Raw genomic sequence first — 17,204 nt, forward strand, 5'->3', positions numbered from 1 at the left:
AGGATATGATGTTACCATTTGGAGTGAATTCATTAATTGAATGGTTTACAGGTGACAGTCCTGAAAGCAATCCAGTAAAAAGAATCTTATTTATTTCTCATAACAACGATAAAGTTATAACTTTTGATGTAAATGATCGTTTAGCTTTTCCACAAATCATGAATACAGAAGCGCTATTAGAGGATTTGAAAAATCAAGAAGCAAGCATTTTGACGGAGGATCGTTTTCTGCGTATGGATATTCCCGATGTAAAAACTAAATTGAAACATTTCGAAAATCGGGATAACGCATGGGGAAAAATTAAGGACATCGTTGCCGATGAACCAGATATTTATGATCCTTCGCTTCTTAGCGTGATGGTGGAAGAAGCAGCAGTTAAACATAATACCCAAATCAAATATATCTACAAATATCTACGAAGGTACTGGAGAGGCGGTAAGAACAAAAATGCGTTATTCCCAACCTTTAGTCATTGTGGCGCTAAAGGAAAGGATCGCCTTACAAATGGGGGGAAGAAAAGGGGAAGAAAATCAGTAGTTGAACTTATGACAGGGACTACAGGTGTAAATGTAGATGTGAATATGTTGTCTAAAATAATGGCTGGATACAGTATGTTCTATGAAAATCGAAAACGGTATTCTTTACGGAAGTCATATAATGAAACGATTGCTCATTTTTTTAGTATCGGCAAAAAAATGGAACGTGGTCATGAGGTTCATGTTTTGCCAGATCAGTCAAAATACTTTACGTATGAAACATATTTGTATTGGATTCGCAAGAAAAGAAATTTGAAGAAAAAGATCATTTCTCGCGAAGGTGAAAAGGAATTTAATCTGAACAAACGGCCTGTATTAGGAAAGTCCGAAAGAGAGAATTTTGGCCCAGGGTCCATCTTTCAGATTGATGCAACAATAGCAGATGTGTACTTGGTGAGTAGTTATGATCGTACCAAAATAATTGGGCGCCCTGTTTTATATGTGGTCATAGACGTATTTAGTCGAGCTGTTGTTGGTTTTTATGTGGGTTTGGAAGGTCCGAGCTGGGTCGGTGCTCAAATGGCATTGCTCAACACTTTTGAGAATAAAGTTGACGTCTGCCAAAGATTTGATGTCGATATCACTGAGCAAATGTACCCCTGCTGTCATTTGCCTGAAAAATTAATAGCGGATAGAGGCGAATTGATATCAGATCCTTCAGGTGCTCTGTCTGAAAATTTCAATATTGATGTAGTTAATACTCCACCGTATCGAGCTGACTGGAAGGGAATTGTCGAACAACAATTTCGATTGCTCAATTTAAATACCATTTCATGGCTACCAGGCGCCATTAACAAGCGGCACCGACAGAGAGGTGAACCTAACCATGCTTTAGATGGTACCTTGGATATAAATGAATTTACAAAAATCATTATCAATACCATTTTGAAATACAACAATAGTCATTATTTGCAGGGCTATGACAGAGATGAGTTTATGATAGCTAAACATGTTACACCAATCCCTAATCAATTATGGCAGTGGGGAGTACAACATCGAAGTGGGCATTTAAGACAATGGGGAGCAGATTTTGTAAAGCTCAATCTGATGCCTCAAAAGTATGCCACTGTTACCGAAAAAGGTATTCGATTTAAAGGGATGCACTACTCGTGTCCTACAGCAATAACAGAGCAGTGGTTTATAAAAGCTCGGAAAAGAAGCTGGAGAATAGATATCTCGTTTGATTTTCGAAATGTTAATGTAATTTATTGGCGTGAAAAAGGGACAAATCGATTTGAACGATGTGAATTACTTGAACGCGAGCACAAGTACATGAATCATCGATTTGAAGATACTCAAGAGTTGATTGCTCAAGAGCTGATTACAGCTAAACTTCAGGTAGCTGCTGAACTACAAGCGGATGTGGAGCTAAGCAGTATGAATAATGACATTAGCGAATCAGCGACTGAGCAGACGAAAGAACAACTTCAAACTGTTGATCTTAGTGACCGTCAACGATTAATGGGAATCAAAGAAAATCGAGCCCATGAACGTGAAAAACGTAGAGAAGAAGAGAAGTTTGATGTCGGAGGGACGTTTGATTCACAAGACGTCTGGGATGCACCTAAACCTGAAGTAGAAATACCTGTATTACCATCATCAAAATCAAAATCAAGGTTAGATATGATAAAACAAATGAAAAGAGGATGAATCATATGGCAAAGAAAATTTCAGCAACTGAAGGCGGTAAATATGTTTTCACAGGTAGAACTGTGAATGCAAACTATATTGAGCAGGAAGAACCGACATATCAACACAACCTGTGGATTGAAGCATTACCTCCAATCCTCACACAAGAAGAGGCATACCGCAAAATGAAACGATATCCCGTTTATGAAAATGAAGAACGAAAAAAATCGAATGAAGCTCGTTTGCATGCAGTACAACGAATTCGAACATATGTAGAACCATTGCCTATGCTCTTGGATTTGGAAGAACGTTTCTCTAGAATGATTCGTCAAGGGTATCTTGCTCGAAATCCGATCGATGCGGAATATGTAAGACAAATGAGAGCGGGTTTTACCGATTTAGAGCCAGGCGAAATTCCAGTGATACGTTCGTCTTCTGCGGGGTTTGCTGTGATTGGGCTTAGCGGTATGGGGAAAACAACGGCGGTTGAAAGTGTGTTAACACTTTATCCTCAGGTCATTCATCATACCCAATATAACAAAACTGTTTTTCATCGTTCTCAGGTAGTGTGGTTAAAGTTGGAGTGTCCTTCCAATGGCTCTATCAAAGGATTGTGCTATAAGTTTTTTCAAGTTCTTGATTTAATCCTTGGGAGTGATTATTACAATAAATTTTGTAGAGGTAAAGTCACTACGGAAGAGCTGATCCAGGACGTTGCCTTTATTGCCTCGACGCTAGGGCTTGGGGTCTTAATTATTGATGATATCCAGCACTTAAATGCGGCTAAAAGTGGTGGGGCGGATACTATGCTTAACTTCTTCGTGGATTTGGTCAATTCTATTGGAATTCCAGTGGTTCTCATTGGTACGAATGCTGTTATTCCATTGCTCCAAGGCACATTTTCTACTGCACGGAGATTTTCTGGTCAAGGTGATGTAATTTGGTCTAATCACGTCGAAGAAGATGAGGTTTGGGATTACTTTGTTGAACAACTTTGGAGATATCAATGGACGAATAAACCCACTATTTTAACAACAGCATTAAAGAAGACTTTATATGATGAATCACAAGGCATAATGGATATTGCAGTTAAGTTGTATATGCTTTGTCAGTGGAGCCTTATTGGTGCAGATAAAGAGCAAATTACGTCAACGCTTATTCGAAATGTAGCCAAAGAATCATTCCAGCTACTTAAACCGATATTGGAGGCACTCAAGAAGAAGCAAATCGGTAAATTAGCAAAAATACGAGATATTTATGTGGATGAGGAAACGATGGACAATTTCCTGAAAAATTCTAAAGAACGTGTCATGCTGCATGGGTCATCAAGCACAATGCATAATCAAAAAGCGGCAAACGCTAACGAGCAGGAAAGTGATCCGATCATGATTGTAACAACATATCTTTTAGATATGGATTATAAGCCTTTGATTGCTAAGGAAGCTGCTCATATTGCGGTGTCACAAAATGACCAAGCTACAGACATTAAAAAAGTGATAAAAGATGCAATGAATATAGCTTTCAATATGGATACGGATACGTCTTTTGGAGAATTATTATCGCCTGATGATATGCGGGCATTGACGAAGCCAATGTCAGAAACAGATCATTCCAGCAACTATGAGCGCTTAAAAGAAGCAGGTATGATCCAAACTATTGAATTGGAGTGAGTACAATTGCTGCCAATGTTTCCTAATCCGTACCCCGATGAAATTTTTTATAGTGTTATGGCTAGATATCATTTTTGGTCAAGAGGGAAAAGCTGTTCAGCTACCATTGGGGAGTTATTTGGAACGGAGAGGTTGGCAGCCATTGTTGATTTTCCATGTGGATTATCTTCATTACAGTCAAAAGTATCTGCTCATCACTCTTTTAAAGAGGAGAATTTGATTCAATATCACACTTTTTTTCCTTTGCACCAACCATTCTTGTCGTCTGAAAAAGTGGACGCCATCGTTTGTAAATTAAAGGTTGGAGGAAATAAAGGCGGTGGAGTACACGCACTTTTAGGTTATGGCGGCTCGTCGGTCAACATATTCTCGTCAACGCTTCGTTACTGTTCATGTTGCGTACAGGATGATATCGAACTGTACGGAGAAACATACTGGCATCGAATTCATCAGATTAGCGTAATTCAGGAATGCCCAATTCATAACAACCCACTGAAAATTTCGACCGTTCCGTTTCGTGACCGTCAGCATAAATATCAATTTGTTGATCTGAATGATGTAATAAATGGTCTCACCCCACGTCCATTAAAAAATAACGAAACTGAAGTGTATTTTAATTCTGATTTATTATCGAGTAATACACAGTATCTGCTCAACAATGTAGTAACACCATTGGATTTTGAAAGTTTTAGAAAACGCTATGTTTATCTGCTAAAGACTGCTGGGTATGCAAGCCTTTCAGGTAAGGTGAACATTTTAGCATTATCAGAAGATTTTGTTAAGAGGTATGGACGCAACTTTTTAGAGCAGATTGGCTGCTTGCCGAGCCCTAGTAATGAAAAGAATTGGCTGAATTCGTTCGCCAGATATTCTAGATTTATGATCAGTCCTGTCAAACACCTCCTAATGATGGTATTTTTGAAAATAACGGCTGCGGATTTCTTTGAAAATATATCATTTGATGAACCCTTTGGAAACGGACCTTGGCCTTGTTTGAATATCGGTGCGGACCACTACAGAAAAGAAGTTATACAAGCGGTGAAAATGAAAACTCATCCTAAAGATAAAAAAATCGTAATAGGAACATTTCAATGCGATTGTGGATTTGTATACACCAGATATGGACCTGAAAAGAAAAACTCTGAACAAGAACGATATTCGTACAATTATGTTAAACAATATGGGGGTGTCTGGGGAGAAAAGCTGAAATATTTATTGACGGTTGAAAAGAAAAGTCAAAGGGAATTAGCTAGCCACTTTCAAGTCAGTTGGATTACCGTAAAAAGGTATTCTGCTCATGGAGAGACTCGTAAACGATCACTTAAAATGTTGGTTCCAAAGCTGCCAAAAGGGTTTGTTCAAAAACGTTCTCAATATAGAAGTCAGTGGAGGGACCTTCAAATTCGATACCCTGAAAAAGGAAAAACTCAACTATCAATTCTTTTGCAAAACCCATTTTATTGGTTGAAAAAATATGATAAAGAATGGCTAGAAAAAAACTCGCCTCCACTTAAAAAGGCTATGCGATACAATCCATCTCCGATTGATTGGAATAAGCGGGATGAAATGTTGTTATTGAAGTGTAAAGAAGCCGTCCAACAACTTTTAAGTTCTAAAGAACCAGTACGGTTAACAATAAATTCGATTGGTGAAGTAACAAGTTCGGTGCGATTGTTGACTCGGAAAAAGTCTGAAATTCCTAAAACAATGGATTATATTCAACATATTGTTGAAAACCATGAAGACTTTCAGATTCGTCGTATTCAAAAGGCGGCAATTATTTTGCGGGCGAATGGAGAACGTCTTGTAGCCTGGAAATTGAAAGAGGCAGCCCACATTGAAAAGGCGGCATTGAGCAAAAAAGTGAATGAGCAAATCAATAAAATAATCAATGAATATGATTTGGGAGGATAATGAAAGTGATACCACTATTTCCAACCCCCTACCCTGACGAACTGCTGTATAGCATTGTGGCGCGATATCAATTTTGGAGTCGAAATCGATCATATGCTTCTTCTGTAATAGATCTTTTTAAAACTCCAAGTATTTCCATTAACGTTGATTTCCCATTTAAGATAGATCAACTTGTTGATAGCTTAAATTTATTATCCGATATGAACTCAGATTATTTTATTTCACATCATACGTACTTTTCTCTAATCATGCCCTTTATTCAAAAAGAGCAACAGAGCGATATTCTAGAGCATTTAAGAAAGGGCGGGGGGAAAATTAAGAATGTCGCCTCTGTTCTGGGTGCTAATAATGTAAAGCTTACCAATCAATTTTTAAAGTATTGCCCTAAATGTTACACCGCCGATAAACAAAAGTATGGGGAAGCATATTGGCATCGCACTCACCAACTTAATGGAATTAGCGTCTGCCCATTACACGAAATCGCATTAATAAATATATTTTGGATGAGACAATCAAAGATCATTGATATAAATCAGATTTCAGTTTCTTTAACCGATTTACAAAATGTTCCTATATCAAAATGGGATATTACTTTTTCTAAAATGACACAGTGGTTTTTCGATAACGAATTATCATTAGATATTATCAATTTAAAAGAAATTTACTCTGAACAGTTAAAATGCAAATCCTTAGCGTACCCATCGGGAGTCATAAAACATGTTGATTTGCTTGACGCACTCAAAGATTACTATGGTTTAGAATTTTTAAAGGGCCTTTCAACGATAATGAACGTTGATCTTTCAGTCCAACTGAAACGATTGCTTAGTTTGAATTTCACAAGCCCTCCTTTTGTTCACCCTATAATTCATTTTTTGCTGTTGGTATTTCTAGAAATAGATCTTAATCTATTAAGAAAGGATGTAGATTATTTTAAGTATCGTCCTTTCGGTCTTGGACCTTGGCCTTGTTTAAATCCTACATCAATGCATTACAAAGAACATGTAATTCCTGATTGCGAAATCAGTTGCAGTGCGAAGGATAGAATTAAACCTTTAGGTATATTTCGTTGCAGTTGTGGGTTCGAATATTCCAGGAAAGATGCAAATACAACTAAAGAGTCCGTTTATCAATATTCCACTGTTATTAAGTATGGTGAAATATGGGACAGGTCACTTGTTGATTTGGCACATAATAAACGACTTAGCTTCAGAAAATTATCAAAAAAACTCTTAATTAGCCCTGATTTAGTAAGGAAAGAACTTAAGCGTATTGAAGAAATGGGAATTGGAATACCTGATAAATACAATAGCTTCTTTAATACTAAAGCTCATCGTTTTAATGATTTAGATTCACTGAAATTTAAGTATCGTCAATCTTGGACTGAATTGATACAAAGATATCCTGATGCTGGAAGAAGTGATTTGAAATTATTAGATCCAAAAGTGCATAGATGGATTACAAAATATGATAATCAGTGGTATAAAGATATCACACCTTCAGCCAAGTCATCTGGTCGGAAGAAAAAAAACTGGAAAGATGAAGATAATTTGTTTTATGAGCAGCTTTTACAGGCAATAACGAAAATGAAAAATTCGAATAATAAGCCTTTCAGAATAACAAAACATTCTTTATCCCAATATATGAAACAATGTTCATCTGACACATTTATAAGAAAATTAGAAAGTATGCCACTGACTAAAGAACTCTTTTTTCAATCCATTGAAAGTCTAGAGGACTTTCAAATCCGTCGTATACAGTATGTTCTAAGAACTTTTATCGGTTCAGGGGAAGCTATTACCGTAAGTAAAGTGATGGTGAGGGCCTCATTATACGACGGAAGAGCTTCTAAAAGAGTTCTTGATTTTGTTGAAACTGAAGTAAAACAGCACTTATAATTACTAAATTTTGTTTGTAACAACATAAAAGGAGTGCCAAAACTGTTACCAGTTTGCACTCCTTTTACTTGTCACAGGAATGTGTTTCTTAATATCAGATTATTTAATTAATAATGAAGAACTTTATACGTTGTTAAGCGACATGGAAACGATATTTGATAAAAAGGAAAAAATCTAGTGTGTGATATTATATGGTTGTTATATCCAGTATATTTTGCGATTATCCTAGAAATAACATCTTTATTATACTATGGAAAATGCTGTTTTCCGTGGTACCATATTCTTACTTATTATAAAAAGAAGGGGCGTAGAAAAATGTCGGATTTTTCAAAAAAAGAAATTAATAAAAATGTGTTACATGATAACATTCGTGTATTTAAAATTAATAAAGAAGGAAATCCAATTACGGAGCTGAAATTAGATGATAAGTCTGGGGAAATAATTCAAATACAAGCTAGTACTAAGGATATAGAAGGAGAAACTCCTTCGTTAATCTCTATAATCGATTCAAGCGACATTGAAAGTGAAGCAAAAAGAGCTATTAATGAATACTTTAAAAAGGACACTCCAATAAAAAATCAAATCATTTTTCTGAAAGAGGATATAAATCAATTGGATCAGAAAGGAGATGAGAAGTTGAAAGAGAATTATGAAATAGCTGAAGATATTCAATCACTTTTTGGAGAAGTTGTTCAGAAGGCTACAAAAGAAGAGCTACAGATTGATGTAGACTCAGCTCGCGCCTCTTCTGGATACGATACTGTGGAAGAATATAAAAAAGCCATTTCTGAAGGTAAAGTTAAAAATTATTCAAGAGCCTTTTTAAGAATGTGGGAACGTATGGAGAGATTATTAAAGGAGCTGTAGTATAGATGATTTTCGAGGGAACCTTACATGAATATAGGCAGTATTTAAAACACGCTATATTTAAATACCAGCCTTTTTTTGAACACGCGTGGGAAGCTGAAAATATTATAACGAGACTTGAAGATCGGGATGTTTTATTGAGATTAGGTAATTTCAAAATTATTCATGCGGGAGAAGAGATGAATTGGGCGGATTTCCCGCTTAGGTTTGTTGACGGTTCAGTTTTGATGATAGCTCAGACTTTAAGGCCATTGGGCAACAGAAAGTTGGAGTTAATTCAATCAATTTTTGTCTTTGTCAAAGTGGTGGAGGGAAGAGCTCAATATGTTTTTCATTATGATAAAGTTGTAGATATACCTAACCACCCTGATAACCACTTGCAAATTGAATTTGATAAAAGTGTTAATACTCCCAGATTTGATACATATAAGTTTGTAGAGCTAGAGGAAATTATAGGTATGATTATTCGCGATGGATTAATTATGAATTAGGATTTCTTAATGAGAAAGAAGATTAGTAAACCTCATTCTGAACGATGAATGATTTCCTTCTTAAGGATGATTCCAGTTACCTCACCTCAGAATTAAATACCTTCCAGAGACTCTTCATGATATGTAACCTTATCACATTGAAAACTTTTTATGCCTCATGAAGGATAAAATTCTTGGATAATCCCCCAGAGTTTTCACTCATGTGAAGTTTTGATAATGAAAAGTGTTAAGACCATCGATTGCTATGATGGTCTTTTTATTATGGATATTGAATGTTGCGAATCTTTATTGCCAACATTAAATACCGCATTTTTTTGGCTAAAGAAATTTAGGGATGTTTTCATTGCCAACATTAAATATCACGCTTTTTTCGACGGAGAATCCAACTTTAAATTAATCATTGTTAACCTTCGACTCAAAAAATACATGTAGTATTAAGGATCTATATTTCCAACTTTATTTAACTGAAACATAGAGAGCCACCGAGGTGATGTTAATCATCCACTGTATAAGGAGCTTAGGATTATGACCAGTGAATGGGAAGGAGGGTATTCTTTTCAGCAGGCATTCGAGAATTTTAGCAAGAGATGCGCAGTGCAGGAGGCAACCTTGTTCACGACTACGGTTCTTCTGAATTACCGCAGGGGTGGAGCGGATTTTGTGTTATCGCTACGCGACCTATCGCGAATGCTGTGGGATAAACGGAAAGCTATCAGTCGAACTCGAGGGGAGCAGGCTTCCTCTAAGCTAGTCTTTCCGATGGTAGTTATCTTTTTAATAGTAATTGTACTGGTGGGAACACCAGCATTCATGATGTTAAAAATGTAGGAGGATGAAACGAATGATTACGACAATGGTGAGTACTGTAAAGAGCTTTTGGAAGGACGAGGAAGGTCTGGGGACGCTGGAGATGATTCTGATCATTGCTGTGTTGATTGCGGTTGTTTTGGTATTTCGTGAGGAGATTGTAAAAGTAGTTAAAGATCTGATTAGCACTGCGGGTGAAAAGAGCCAGGACGTATTCGAGTGAGCAAGCTTAAGGAAGATCGAGGCAGCTTTACTATTGAAGCCTCACTTCTGCTGCCATTGGTCATGTGTATTACGATGCTTCTATTGTTCTTCTGCTTGTATAGCTATCAGAAATCCATGCTGATACAAGTGGCCTCAGGAGCCACAGAGCGTGCGGCTTACAATTGGGGTAACAGTCATAAAGAGGTTTCTGGATCCTACGCTGTTGGTGAATATGACTCCCTCTATTGGAGGATTGGTGACGACGCGTTGCTATCTTCATTATTCGGCGGAGAAGCTGGAAGTGGCGGTGTAACCATAGAGTTACCTGGTGAAGTGTCAGATGAAAGTGATTTGCCCGTACTTAAACTCAGGCATTCCTCCACTATGGTTCCGTATAATATGCCGGGAAATATGAACTATGTATACAGCCTTACCGGACGGAAAGTAAGTGCTGAGTTAAATCGCCTACTAAACCTACCCGTACTTGATGAGATTCTTTCTGATGAGGCAAAACCAAATGTGAAAGCTCAATCTATCATCGCTGAACCTGTTGAGTTTATTCGTACAGTCGACTTGATGCGATACTTCGGGGCAAAGTTCAAGGGAGGCTCAGAGGGGAGTGGTGGATCTGGAGTCCATATGGAGAAGAAGGATGCATCTACAATGATGACCAAGCTTCAGGATAAGTGATATTTCTTTGCCCGTGGATCTAATATTCATTGAAAGCAGGGATAAGGAGGGAGGTTTTGATGAGGAGTATTTTTACTAGTTGCCTCGCTAGCGGAAAGAATCGAAAGAGAAAGATGCAGGGGCAGCACGAGGGGAAAACAGAAGGCTCGGTCTCGATTTTCCTAATCATGGTATTGGCTTTCGTCTTTTTATTTACAGCAGTGCTGATTGATTATGCGCGCATTGCTGCATTCAATGTTCAAGAGGAACGTCTAGCGAGGGCTAGCGTCCGCTCTGTAATGTCATCCTACGATGTTGAGCTGCGAGAGAAGTATGGTTTGTTCGCATTCGGAGAGAGTGACGGGGATATTCTGCTCTCTAAAGTACTCAATGATAATCTGCATAAAAGTGGTCGGAGTGATGCTTTCAATCTAATCCCCTTTGCGCTGGAATCCTCATCCTTGGAATGGAGCCGACCATTGGGTAGCTATGAAGTTGCTCGTCGACAAATACTGGAAGAAATGAAATATAAGGCCCCGATAGATTTCGCGTTAGAGCTGGCAGGTAAATTTAAACCAATGTCAGGAGTAATGGAAGAGGCTTCACGCGCTACTACTTTGCTCAGTAAGCTGCAGCCGTTATATGACGAGCGAGAAGAGGCTTTGGATCTTATGTTAGAGCGGAGAAGCCAGGCTGCGGAGAGTGGAAGAAGGCTACTTCAATGGATTATGAATCCGCCGGGAGAGTCCATTTCAGCCAGTTCGCTCGGAAGTATGCAATCGGCCGCAGATATTTCAGCACAGTATAGCGACTACCTTGGGAAGTACTACGATGATCTTTATCGTGATAGTAAAAAGCCTGCAAAGTACACTTATCAATTGTCACTCTACCAGAGTCGAACTACTGAGATGTTATCGCGGCTTCCTGCCTTATTAACAGCTTTTCGTGAAGATCATGAAAGATCAATGGAGGGAGCGAAAGAAGCGTTAAAGAAGGCGCAGCAATTGAATGACGAGATGAGAAATGTATTGGAACAGTCGCGAATGGAGGGTGGGGATCTATCAAATGATCCTGCTAATAATTGGGATATTCCGGCGAGCTCAGGAGAGATAAGCTCAGACCCGCTTAAAAAGCTGCGTGAACAGGAAGATGCACTGATTCTCACCTCAACTGATTTAAGTCAGATGGAGAATAATATATCCACGCAGCAAAGTGCTTTCGAGACCATTGAACCAATCGTAGCAGGAATGTCAGGTGTGCTGTATGAAGCTTTGAGTGACAACGGGGACTCCTACCGAATGATATCTTCTGTTCTTGAAGCTACACGTGTGGTGAAAAACTATGTACAGAATTACGGCGAGAAGGGGAATGTTATCGCTAATGATGTGGCTTTAATTGAACAGCACCGTAGCTCAGATAAAGAGCGTAAACAATTGGAGAGAGAAGCTAAATCGAAGCTGGGTGAAGCGAAAGCGTTGCTCGATAAGATTCGAATGATGGGTAACGGAGTGACAGATTCTCTGAAAGACTATCAAACACTTCGCCAATATTATGAAGAGAATATTGCTTTTAATGAGGAAATAGTATCGGATCCACTGGTTAAATCAGAAGTTAGCTCAAACATTTATGCTGCTGGGAGTTCGGCGATGGAGGATATGGACGGGATCTATGCAGCGATGGGTGGCATTATGGCAGGAGCTAGAGATAAACTTTTCCAAACGGAGTATTCTGCCCTCTATTTTCAGCATTTTGACGTTTCCAAGTTAGCTACATTGGCACAAGGTTCTGTAGAGGATACAGATAAGCTTAAAGAACAGCTTAATCCTCAAGCACAAGAGCTGGAATACATTCTATATGGATTTTATAATCCTGCAGGCAATGTAGCCGCGGCTTATGCTGAAATATTCGCTATGCGGTTGTCTATTCGAACGATGGAAGGTTTTATTGAGAAGGCAAGCTTAGGAAATCCATTGGCTGTTCTCGCTGCGGCGCTGTTGTATGGAATCCAGCAAGCTATTCAAGATATGTTACTACTTTGTGAGAAAGATTCCATTCCTCTATCCAAATACTTACCAGCCCAGCTGACTTATCGCGATCATTTGCGTCTGTTTATGATGATGCATGGAGGCGGGAATGTTCAGTTATCTCGGATGCTGGCTCTAATTCGTCTCAACACAGGAATAAATACAGAGGAAAGAAGCACTTATGTATCCTCGAATATTAAGCTCAAAATGCGGTTATGGTTTCTGCCAGGTGTAGTGAAGCTTTTGGATTATAGCGCTGGGTATTCAGGAAAAGTTCAAGGAAGAACATATATGAGAGAAGTAAAGATTGATTTTTCATATTAGCAGGAGGTTGGCAAGGATATGAGGGACGAGTACCGGATTAGGGGGAGGACTAAGGAAGAAGGTAGCATGGTAGTAGAGGCGGCGATGGTACTTCCGTTTTTCTTACTGTTTGTTCTGTTCCTAATTTCTATCGTACAGATGACTTTGTATTCGACAGCCTTACAAAGTACAGCATCCGATACTGTGAAATCTATTTCAACGCATATGTACCCTGCGGCTTTGGCGTTGCAGAAATGGGGGGCAACAAGCGAAGCGGACGCTGATGCAGTGAAGGGGGGCACGGATCTATCCGCTGGCAATCCAGCTGAATCGAATTGGACAATACCTCGCTTGTCTCTTACAGATTGGGGCAGCAGTTACGCAATGGCATTACCCAAGCCGCTGAATGAGTGGGTCATGTCGGCTTTAGAGAAGGGTGAGGGACCGCTGCAGAAGCTACAGGCGGAGACCTCTGAGAGTGTACTGGACCTGGCGATTAAACCCTTATTGAAGCCGTATCTGTCATCAGACTTACTGGATTATGATCGAATTCATGTATCTAACATTATCGTGCCTGAATTAAAGAGGAGTACTCGACCTTACTTTGGATTGGTGGTTAGCTATGAGTTGCCAATGAAAGTACCCTTTTTAAACCAAAGCATTGTACTAGAGGCAAGTGCTGTTGAACGTCTTTGGATCGGAGATACAGGTGAAGGTATAAATAAGGGCGATGACGGCACTAGCAAACCAGAGGATTTCATTGTGATTTTGGAAAAACCGAATCCAGCTGTAGCAAATAAGCAAGGCAAAGTTCGTGCCAAAATTCCGCCAAATGCTTCCGCTAGCTTATCCGTCTTTTATAAAAGCGGAGGAAGCACTGCCAAGTATTTAGGCTGGAAACAAGCGGACGCGGATGGATATATCGAGTGGGAGTGGAAAATTGGTGTGAATACTACTCCGGGTACTTGGCCATTTGTAATACAGCTTGATGACGGAAGATCTATTGAGGTTATGTTCACAGTAGTGAAATGAATGAAGAGGAAAGGAAAGGAGTGTAATCCATGGCGGAGTGGGCGTTTTGGGGGTGTTTTCCGTTTCTGGCAGCTGCATTTATTACAGATATTAAGTCGATGAGAATACCGAACTGGATTACAGTGTCAGGTTTGCTTGCCGGTCTGCTTGCTCAAGTGCTGATGAACGGCTGGGATGGACTCCTGAAGGCTGGTGTGGGTGCTGTAGCAGGATTTTCAGTGCTTCTGATCATGCATTTGATAGGGGCGGTTGGCGCGGGGGATGTTAAGCTTTTTGCCGGGATCGGCGCTTGGACAGGAATGCTGTTTACATTGCAGGTCGTGGTGTACTCCGTATTATTTGGAGCTTTAATAGGCTGGATAATTGTCTTAATGAGACGGGAAACAGGGAGGCGTACGCGTAAGATCATTAACACAATTTCAGGATTTATATTATTGAAAAGTTCATTCCTATTTAAAAATAAAGATAGTGAGCTGTTGAGATTTCCTTTCATGCTGGCTGTAGTCCCTGGTACCATATGCGCTTATCTTTATTTTTAAAATAGGAGGTGGTGATGCTTGTTGTACGGATTAACCCGTGACTTTATACAGCAGGACGGTATATATATGATGCTTGGAGAACCAGAAGGAATGCCGGTGAGTAAGCTTAATATGGTTCAGGCTCGTATGCTGATGAACACCGACATTCCTCATCATTTAAGGTTATTACTTAGGGAAATCGATTTGAAGGTTACTATGGAATACGCTGTTCTGCGTAAAAAAATGCTCAGTCATTTGCTCAAAAGTGAGAAGCTAAGCATGACCTCATTTTTTGGTTTACTACTGCAAATTGCACAAGGGATGGAGGATGGCAGGTTATACATGCTGCGGGCGGAACAATATGCTTTGCATGGAGATTATATTTTTATTGAAGGCTCGTTGCATAGTGGTAAGGTATACCTAACCTATATTCCTATTCAGGGGAATGAGCCTACTTCTAGGCTGGGAGAATCGCTCAAGTCGCTGATCATGGTGCTAATGGCTTCTATTACAGAGCTTACTGGCAGTGGTGTTCAAAGAGTATTGCAATACTGTGGGGAAGAAGAATTTACACCGGCTGGCCTCAAGAGTCTTCTCTCAGAGCTTTTGACAGAGGGGGATTCTAGAAGTAGAGAAATCAGCAATAGCGAAATAATGGCATCTATTCCTCCAAAGATGACAGAAGCAAGTCTGATAGAACCAGAAAGACGAATGCAAGAGAGAGTAAGGGAACTGTTTGTGAATGAGGTAACTGCTCCTCAGAAAAAAATAAGTGAGCGGAATGAGGAAAAGATTCTGAATATGCAACAGAACGCCGCTCCTTGGTTGAGTAGCTATTCCAGTCCCAATCTCAGGTTGAAAGAAGAGGAGAAGTCGCTTCCATCTCTAGAGGATGATAATTTGATAAATTCACAAACCTCAAGCTCAAGAACTTATTTAATTCTAGGGTGCCTATTAGGAGATGCTTTATTATGGAAATTCCTATATCTAAATAGTCCAAAGCCGTTGTGGCTAGCCGTTTGTGGGATTGCAACGATCGCATTGTTTGTATTGAGTTGGATGGTATGGAGCGGAAGGATAAGGTTTGGAAGTAATGAACAAAAGGATCATACGAATGAGGACCCTGAAGATACAAACTGGAGTTCGAGTCGAAGAGAATTGGAGTGGAATTTCGGTAGAAATCCTGTGACAACTACACGTCCCGCAGCAAAGATTCCAAAGGTAGATCAGTATACATCGGATCCTCTATCAAGCGTTCCAACTGCACGAGCTGAATCCAGGATAGAGGAACATAGTTTTGTAACACCACCAGAGCCAATAGCTCCAACTGCTTTATTATCACGAGAGGAGACACCTGAGCAGGGCAAACGAAATCACAAGCCAGCTCGAAATGTTCCTTATCTCAAAAGAAATGATGAGGATGAGGCAGAGGCGGAGACCATTGTGTTAAACCGAACTAGCTTTATTATCGGCCGCTCGGCAGAAGTAGCTCAGTACGTGGAGAGATCCGAAGGAGCTTCAAGAGTGCATGCTGAAATATCTAGGAGCCCAGGCGGATACGTGCTAAAGGATCTCGACTCCAGAAATGGAACACTCTTTCAAGGCGAAGCCATGATCCCTTATAAAGAGTACCCGCTGTCAGAGGGGACCGTATTTAAGATTGTAAAAGGAAGTTACACATTCCACATGGATGAAGCTTAGGATTACAAGTGAATGATGATTCTGCTATTTTTGGCTTTTCAGATCTTCTAAAGCAGCTTGAAGAGTGGGGAATGTAAAGCTAAAACCCTGTTCTAATGCCGCCGCTGGAAGGACGCGTTGCCCTTTGAGCAAGATCTCGGACAATTCACCAACTGCTGTTTTTAATAAGAAGGCAGGTAGTGGAAACCAATGTGGCCGTTTATACACTTTCCCGATCGTTCTCCCAAACTCTTCGTTTGTAACTGGATGTGGAGCAGTCGCATTAACGGGTCCGGAAATGGCGGGATTCTGAATACAATAATCGATCAGACGAACGATATCTGTCAGGTGAATCCAGGGGACCCACTGGCTTCCTTTGCCAATGTTACCGCCAAAGCCCAGTAAGTAGGGTAGCTTCATTTTTGGGAAGGCACCACTTTCATTGCCAAGTACAACACCGGTACGTAACTTAATTAGACGGATATCTTGGTATGCTTTATCAGAAGCTTCTTCCCAGGTATGAACCACTTCAGAGGGGAAGTCCATAACATGGGCTGGTGATGATTCACTAAAGGTATCTTGTAAAGAAGTTCCGTAAATAGCTACAGCGGACGCCTGAATGACTACAGACGGTTTGTGCTTCAAACTGTCGAGTAGCTTAGCAGCAGCGGAAACGGTTGCAAGACGAGAATGCATAATTGCTTTTTTGCCGCTTGGGCTCCAACGCTGGCTAAGAGAAGCTCCAGCAAGATTAACCAAGGCATCTGCATTCTCTAGGGGGGCATGATCAGCTATTAGGCTGTCCCATGTGTGGTAACTCAGTTTAGGATGATATGGCGCAGCTTTAGGTAGATTGCGACCGACGATGGCGACTTCATTTCCTGCTTGCAGCCAGTATTTTGTTAGTTCACTGCCAATAAAACCGGTGCCGCCACATATTACATATTTGATAAGGTTGGCCTCCG

General features: G+C 39.9%; 13 protein-coding genes and 1 pseudogene. 13 read left to right on the plus strand and 1 reads right to left on the minus strand.

Annotated elements, in window-relative coordinates; translation table 11 throughout:
- Positions 1 to 5: 5 nt before the first annotated feature.
- The 13 genes and pseudogenes from NSU15_RS06075 (at position 6) to NSU15_RS06135 (ending at position 16,260) form a co-directional block, all read left to right on the plus strand.
- Complete coding sequence (locus tag NSU15_RS06075; protein WP_339289595.1) at positions 6 to 2,186, plus strand: Mu transposase C-terminal domain-containing protein; 2,181 nt, start codon at positions 6 to 8, stop codon at positions 2,184 to 2,186.
- 5 nt (positions 2,187 to 2,191) lie between these two features.
- Positions 2,192 to 3,835 (plus strand): ATP-binding protein, encoded by a 1,644-nt coding sequence (locus NSU15_RS06080; protein ID WP_076272069.1) that lies wholly within the window; start codon positions 2,192 to 2,194, stop codon positions 3,833 to 3,835.
- A gap of 15 nt (positions 3,836 to 3,850) precedes the next feature.
- Positions 3,851 to 5,749, plus strand: coding sequence for a TnsD family Tn7-like transposition protein (locus tag NSU15_RS06085; protein WP_339291260.1), 1,899 nt, complete (start codon positions 3,851 to 3,853; stop codon positions 5,747 to 5,749).
- 5 nt (positions 5,750 to 5,754) lie between these two features.
- On the plus strand, positions 5,755 to 7,644 hold the full coding sequence (locus NSU15_RS06090) for a TnsD family Tn7-like transposition protein (protein ID WP_339289597.1): 1,890 nt from the start codon (positions 5,755 to 5,757) through the stop codon (positions 7,642 to 7,644).
- 315 nt (positions 7,645 to 7,959) lie between these two features.
- The gene (locus tag NSU15_RS06095) at positions 7,960 to 8,511 is read left to right on the plus strand and encodes a hypothetical protein (RefSeq protein ID WP_339289598.1); all 552 of its coding nucleotides are present in this window, start codon (positions 7,960 to 7,962) and stop codon (positions 8,509 to 8,511) included.
- A gap of 5 nt (positions 8,512 to 8,516) precedes the next feature.
- The gene (locus NSU15_RS06100; RefSeq protein WP_339289599.1) at positions 8,517 to 9,002 is read left to right on the plus strand and encodes a hypothetical protein; all 486 of its coding nucleotides are present in this window, start codon (positions 8,517 to 8,519) and stop codon (positions 9,000 to 9,002) included.
- A gap of 495 nt (positions 9,003 to 9,497) precedes the next feature.
- A pseudogene (locus tag NSU15_RS06105) lies at positions 9,498 to 9,830 on the plus strand (type II secretion system F family protein); the annotation flags it as partial.
- A 13-nt stretch (positions 9,831 to 9,843) separates the two neighbouring features.
- A complete protein-coding gene (locus tag NSU15_RS06110) occupies positions 9,844 to 10,032 on the plus strand; it encodes a Flp1 family type IVb pilin (RefSeq protein WP_076118124.1) in 189 nt (62 codons plus the stop codon).
- Entirely contained in the window at positions 10,029 to 10,703 is a 675-nt protein-coding gene (locus NSU15_RS06115; protein WP_081389772.1) for a TadE family protein, read from the plus strand. Before NSU15_RS06110 ends, NSU15_RS06115 begins: the two co-directional genes overlap by 4 nt.
- Before the next feature lie 59 nt (positions 10,704 to 10,762).
- A complete protein-coding gene (locus tag NSU15_RS06120) occupies positions 10,763 to 13,030 on the plus strand; it encodes a hypothetical protein (protein WP_339289602.1) in 2,268 nt (755 codons plus the stop codon).
- Between the two features lie 18 nt (positions 13,031 to 13,048).
- Positions 13,049 to 14,041, plus strand: a complete 993-nt coding sequence (locus tag NSU15_RS06125; protein WP_076118120.1) for a TadE/TadG family type IV pilus assembly protein — start codon at positions 13,049 to 13,051, stop codon at positions 14,039 to 14,041.
- A 29-nt stretch (positions 14,042 to 14,070) separates the two neighbouring features.
- On the plus strand, positions 14,071 to 14,580 hold the full coding sequence (locus NSU15_RS06130; protein WP_042124900.1) for a prepilin peptidase: 510 nt from the start codon (positions 14,071 to 14,073) through the stop codon (positions 14,578 to 14,580).
- A gap of 18 nt (positions 14,581 to 14,598) precedes the next feature.
- The gene (locus tag NSU15_RS06135; protein WP_076118119.1) at positions 14,599 to 16,260 is read left to right on the plus strand and encodes a DUF6382 domain-containing protein; all 1,662 of its coding nucleotides are present in this window, start codon (positions 14,599 to 14,601) and stop codon (positions 16,258 to 16,260) included.
- A 24-nt stretch (positions 16,261 to 16,284) separates the two neighbouring features.
- On the opposite strand, the gene NSU15_RS06140 is transcribed toward NSU15_RS06135, so the two are convergent.
- On the minus strand, positions 16,285 to 17,190 hold the full coding sequence (locus NSU15_RS06140) for a TIGR01777 family oxidoreductase (protein WP_076118239.1): 906 nt from the start codon (positions 17,188 to 17,190) through the stop codon (positions 16,285 to 16,287).
- Positions 17,191 to 17,204 lie beyond the last annotated feature (14 nt).

Origin of the sequence: Paenibacillus sp. FSL E2-0201 (genome assembly GCF_037963325.1) — a bacterium.
Taxonomy (GTDB): domain Bacteria; phylum Bacillota; class Bacilli; order Paenibacillales; family Paenibacillaceae; genus Paenibacillus_AQ.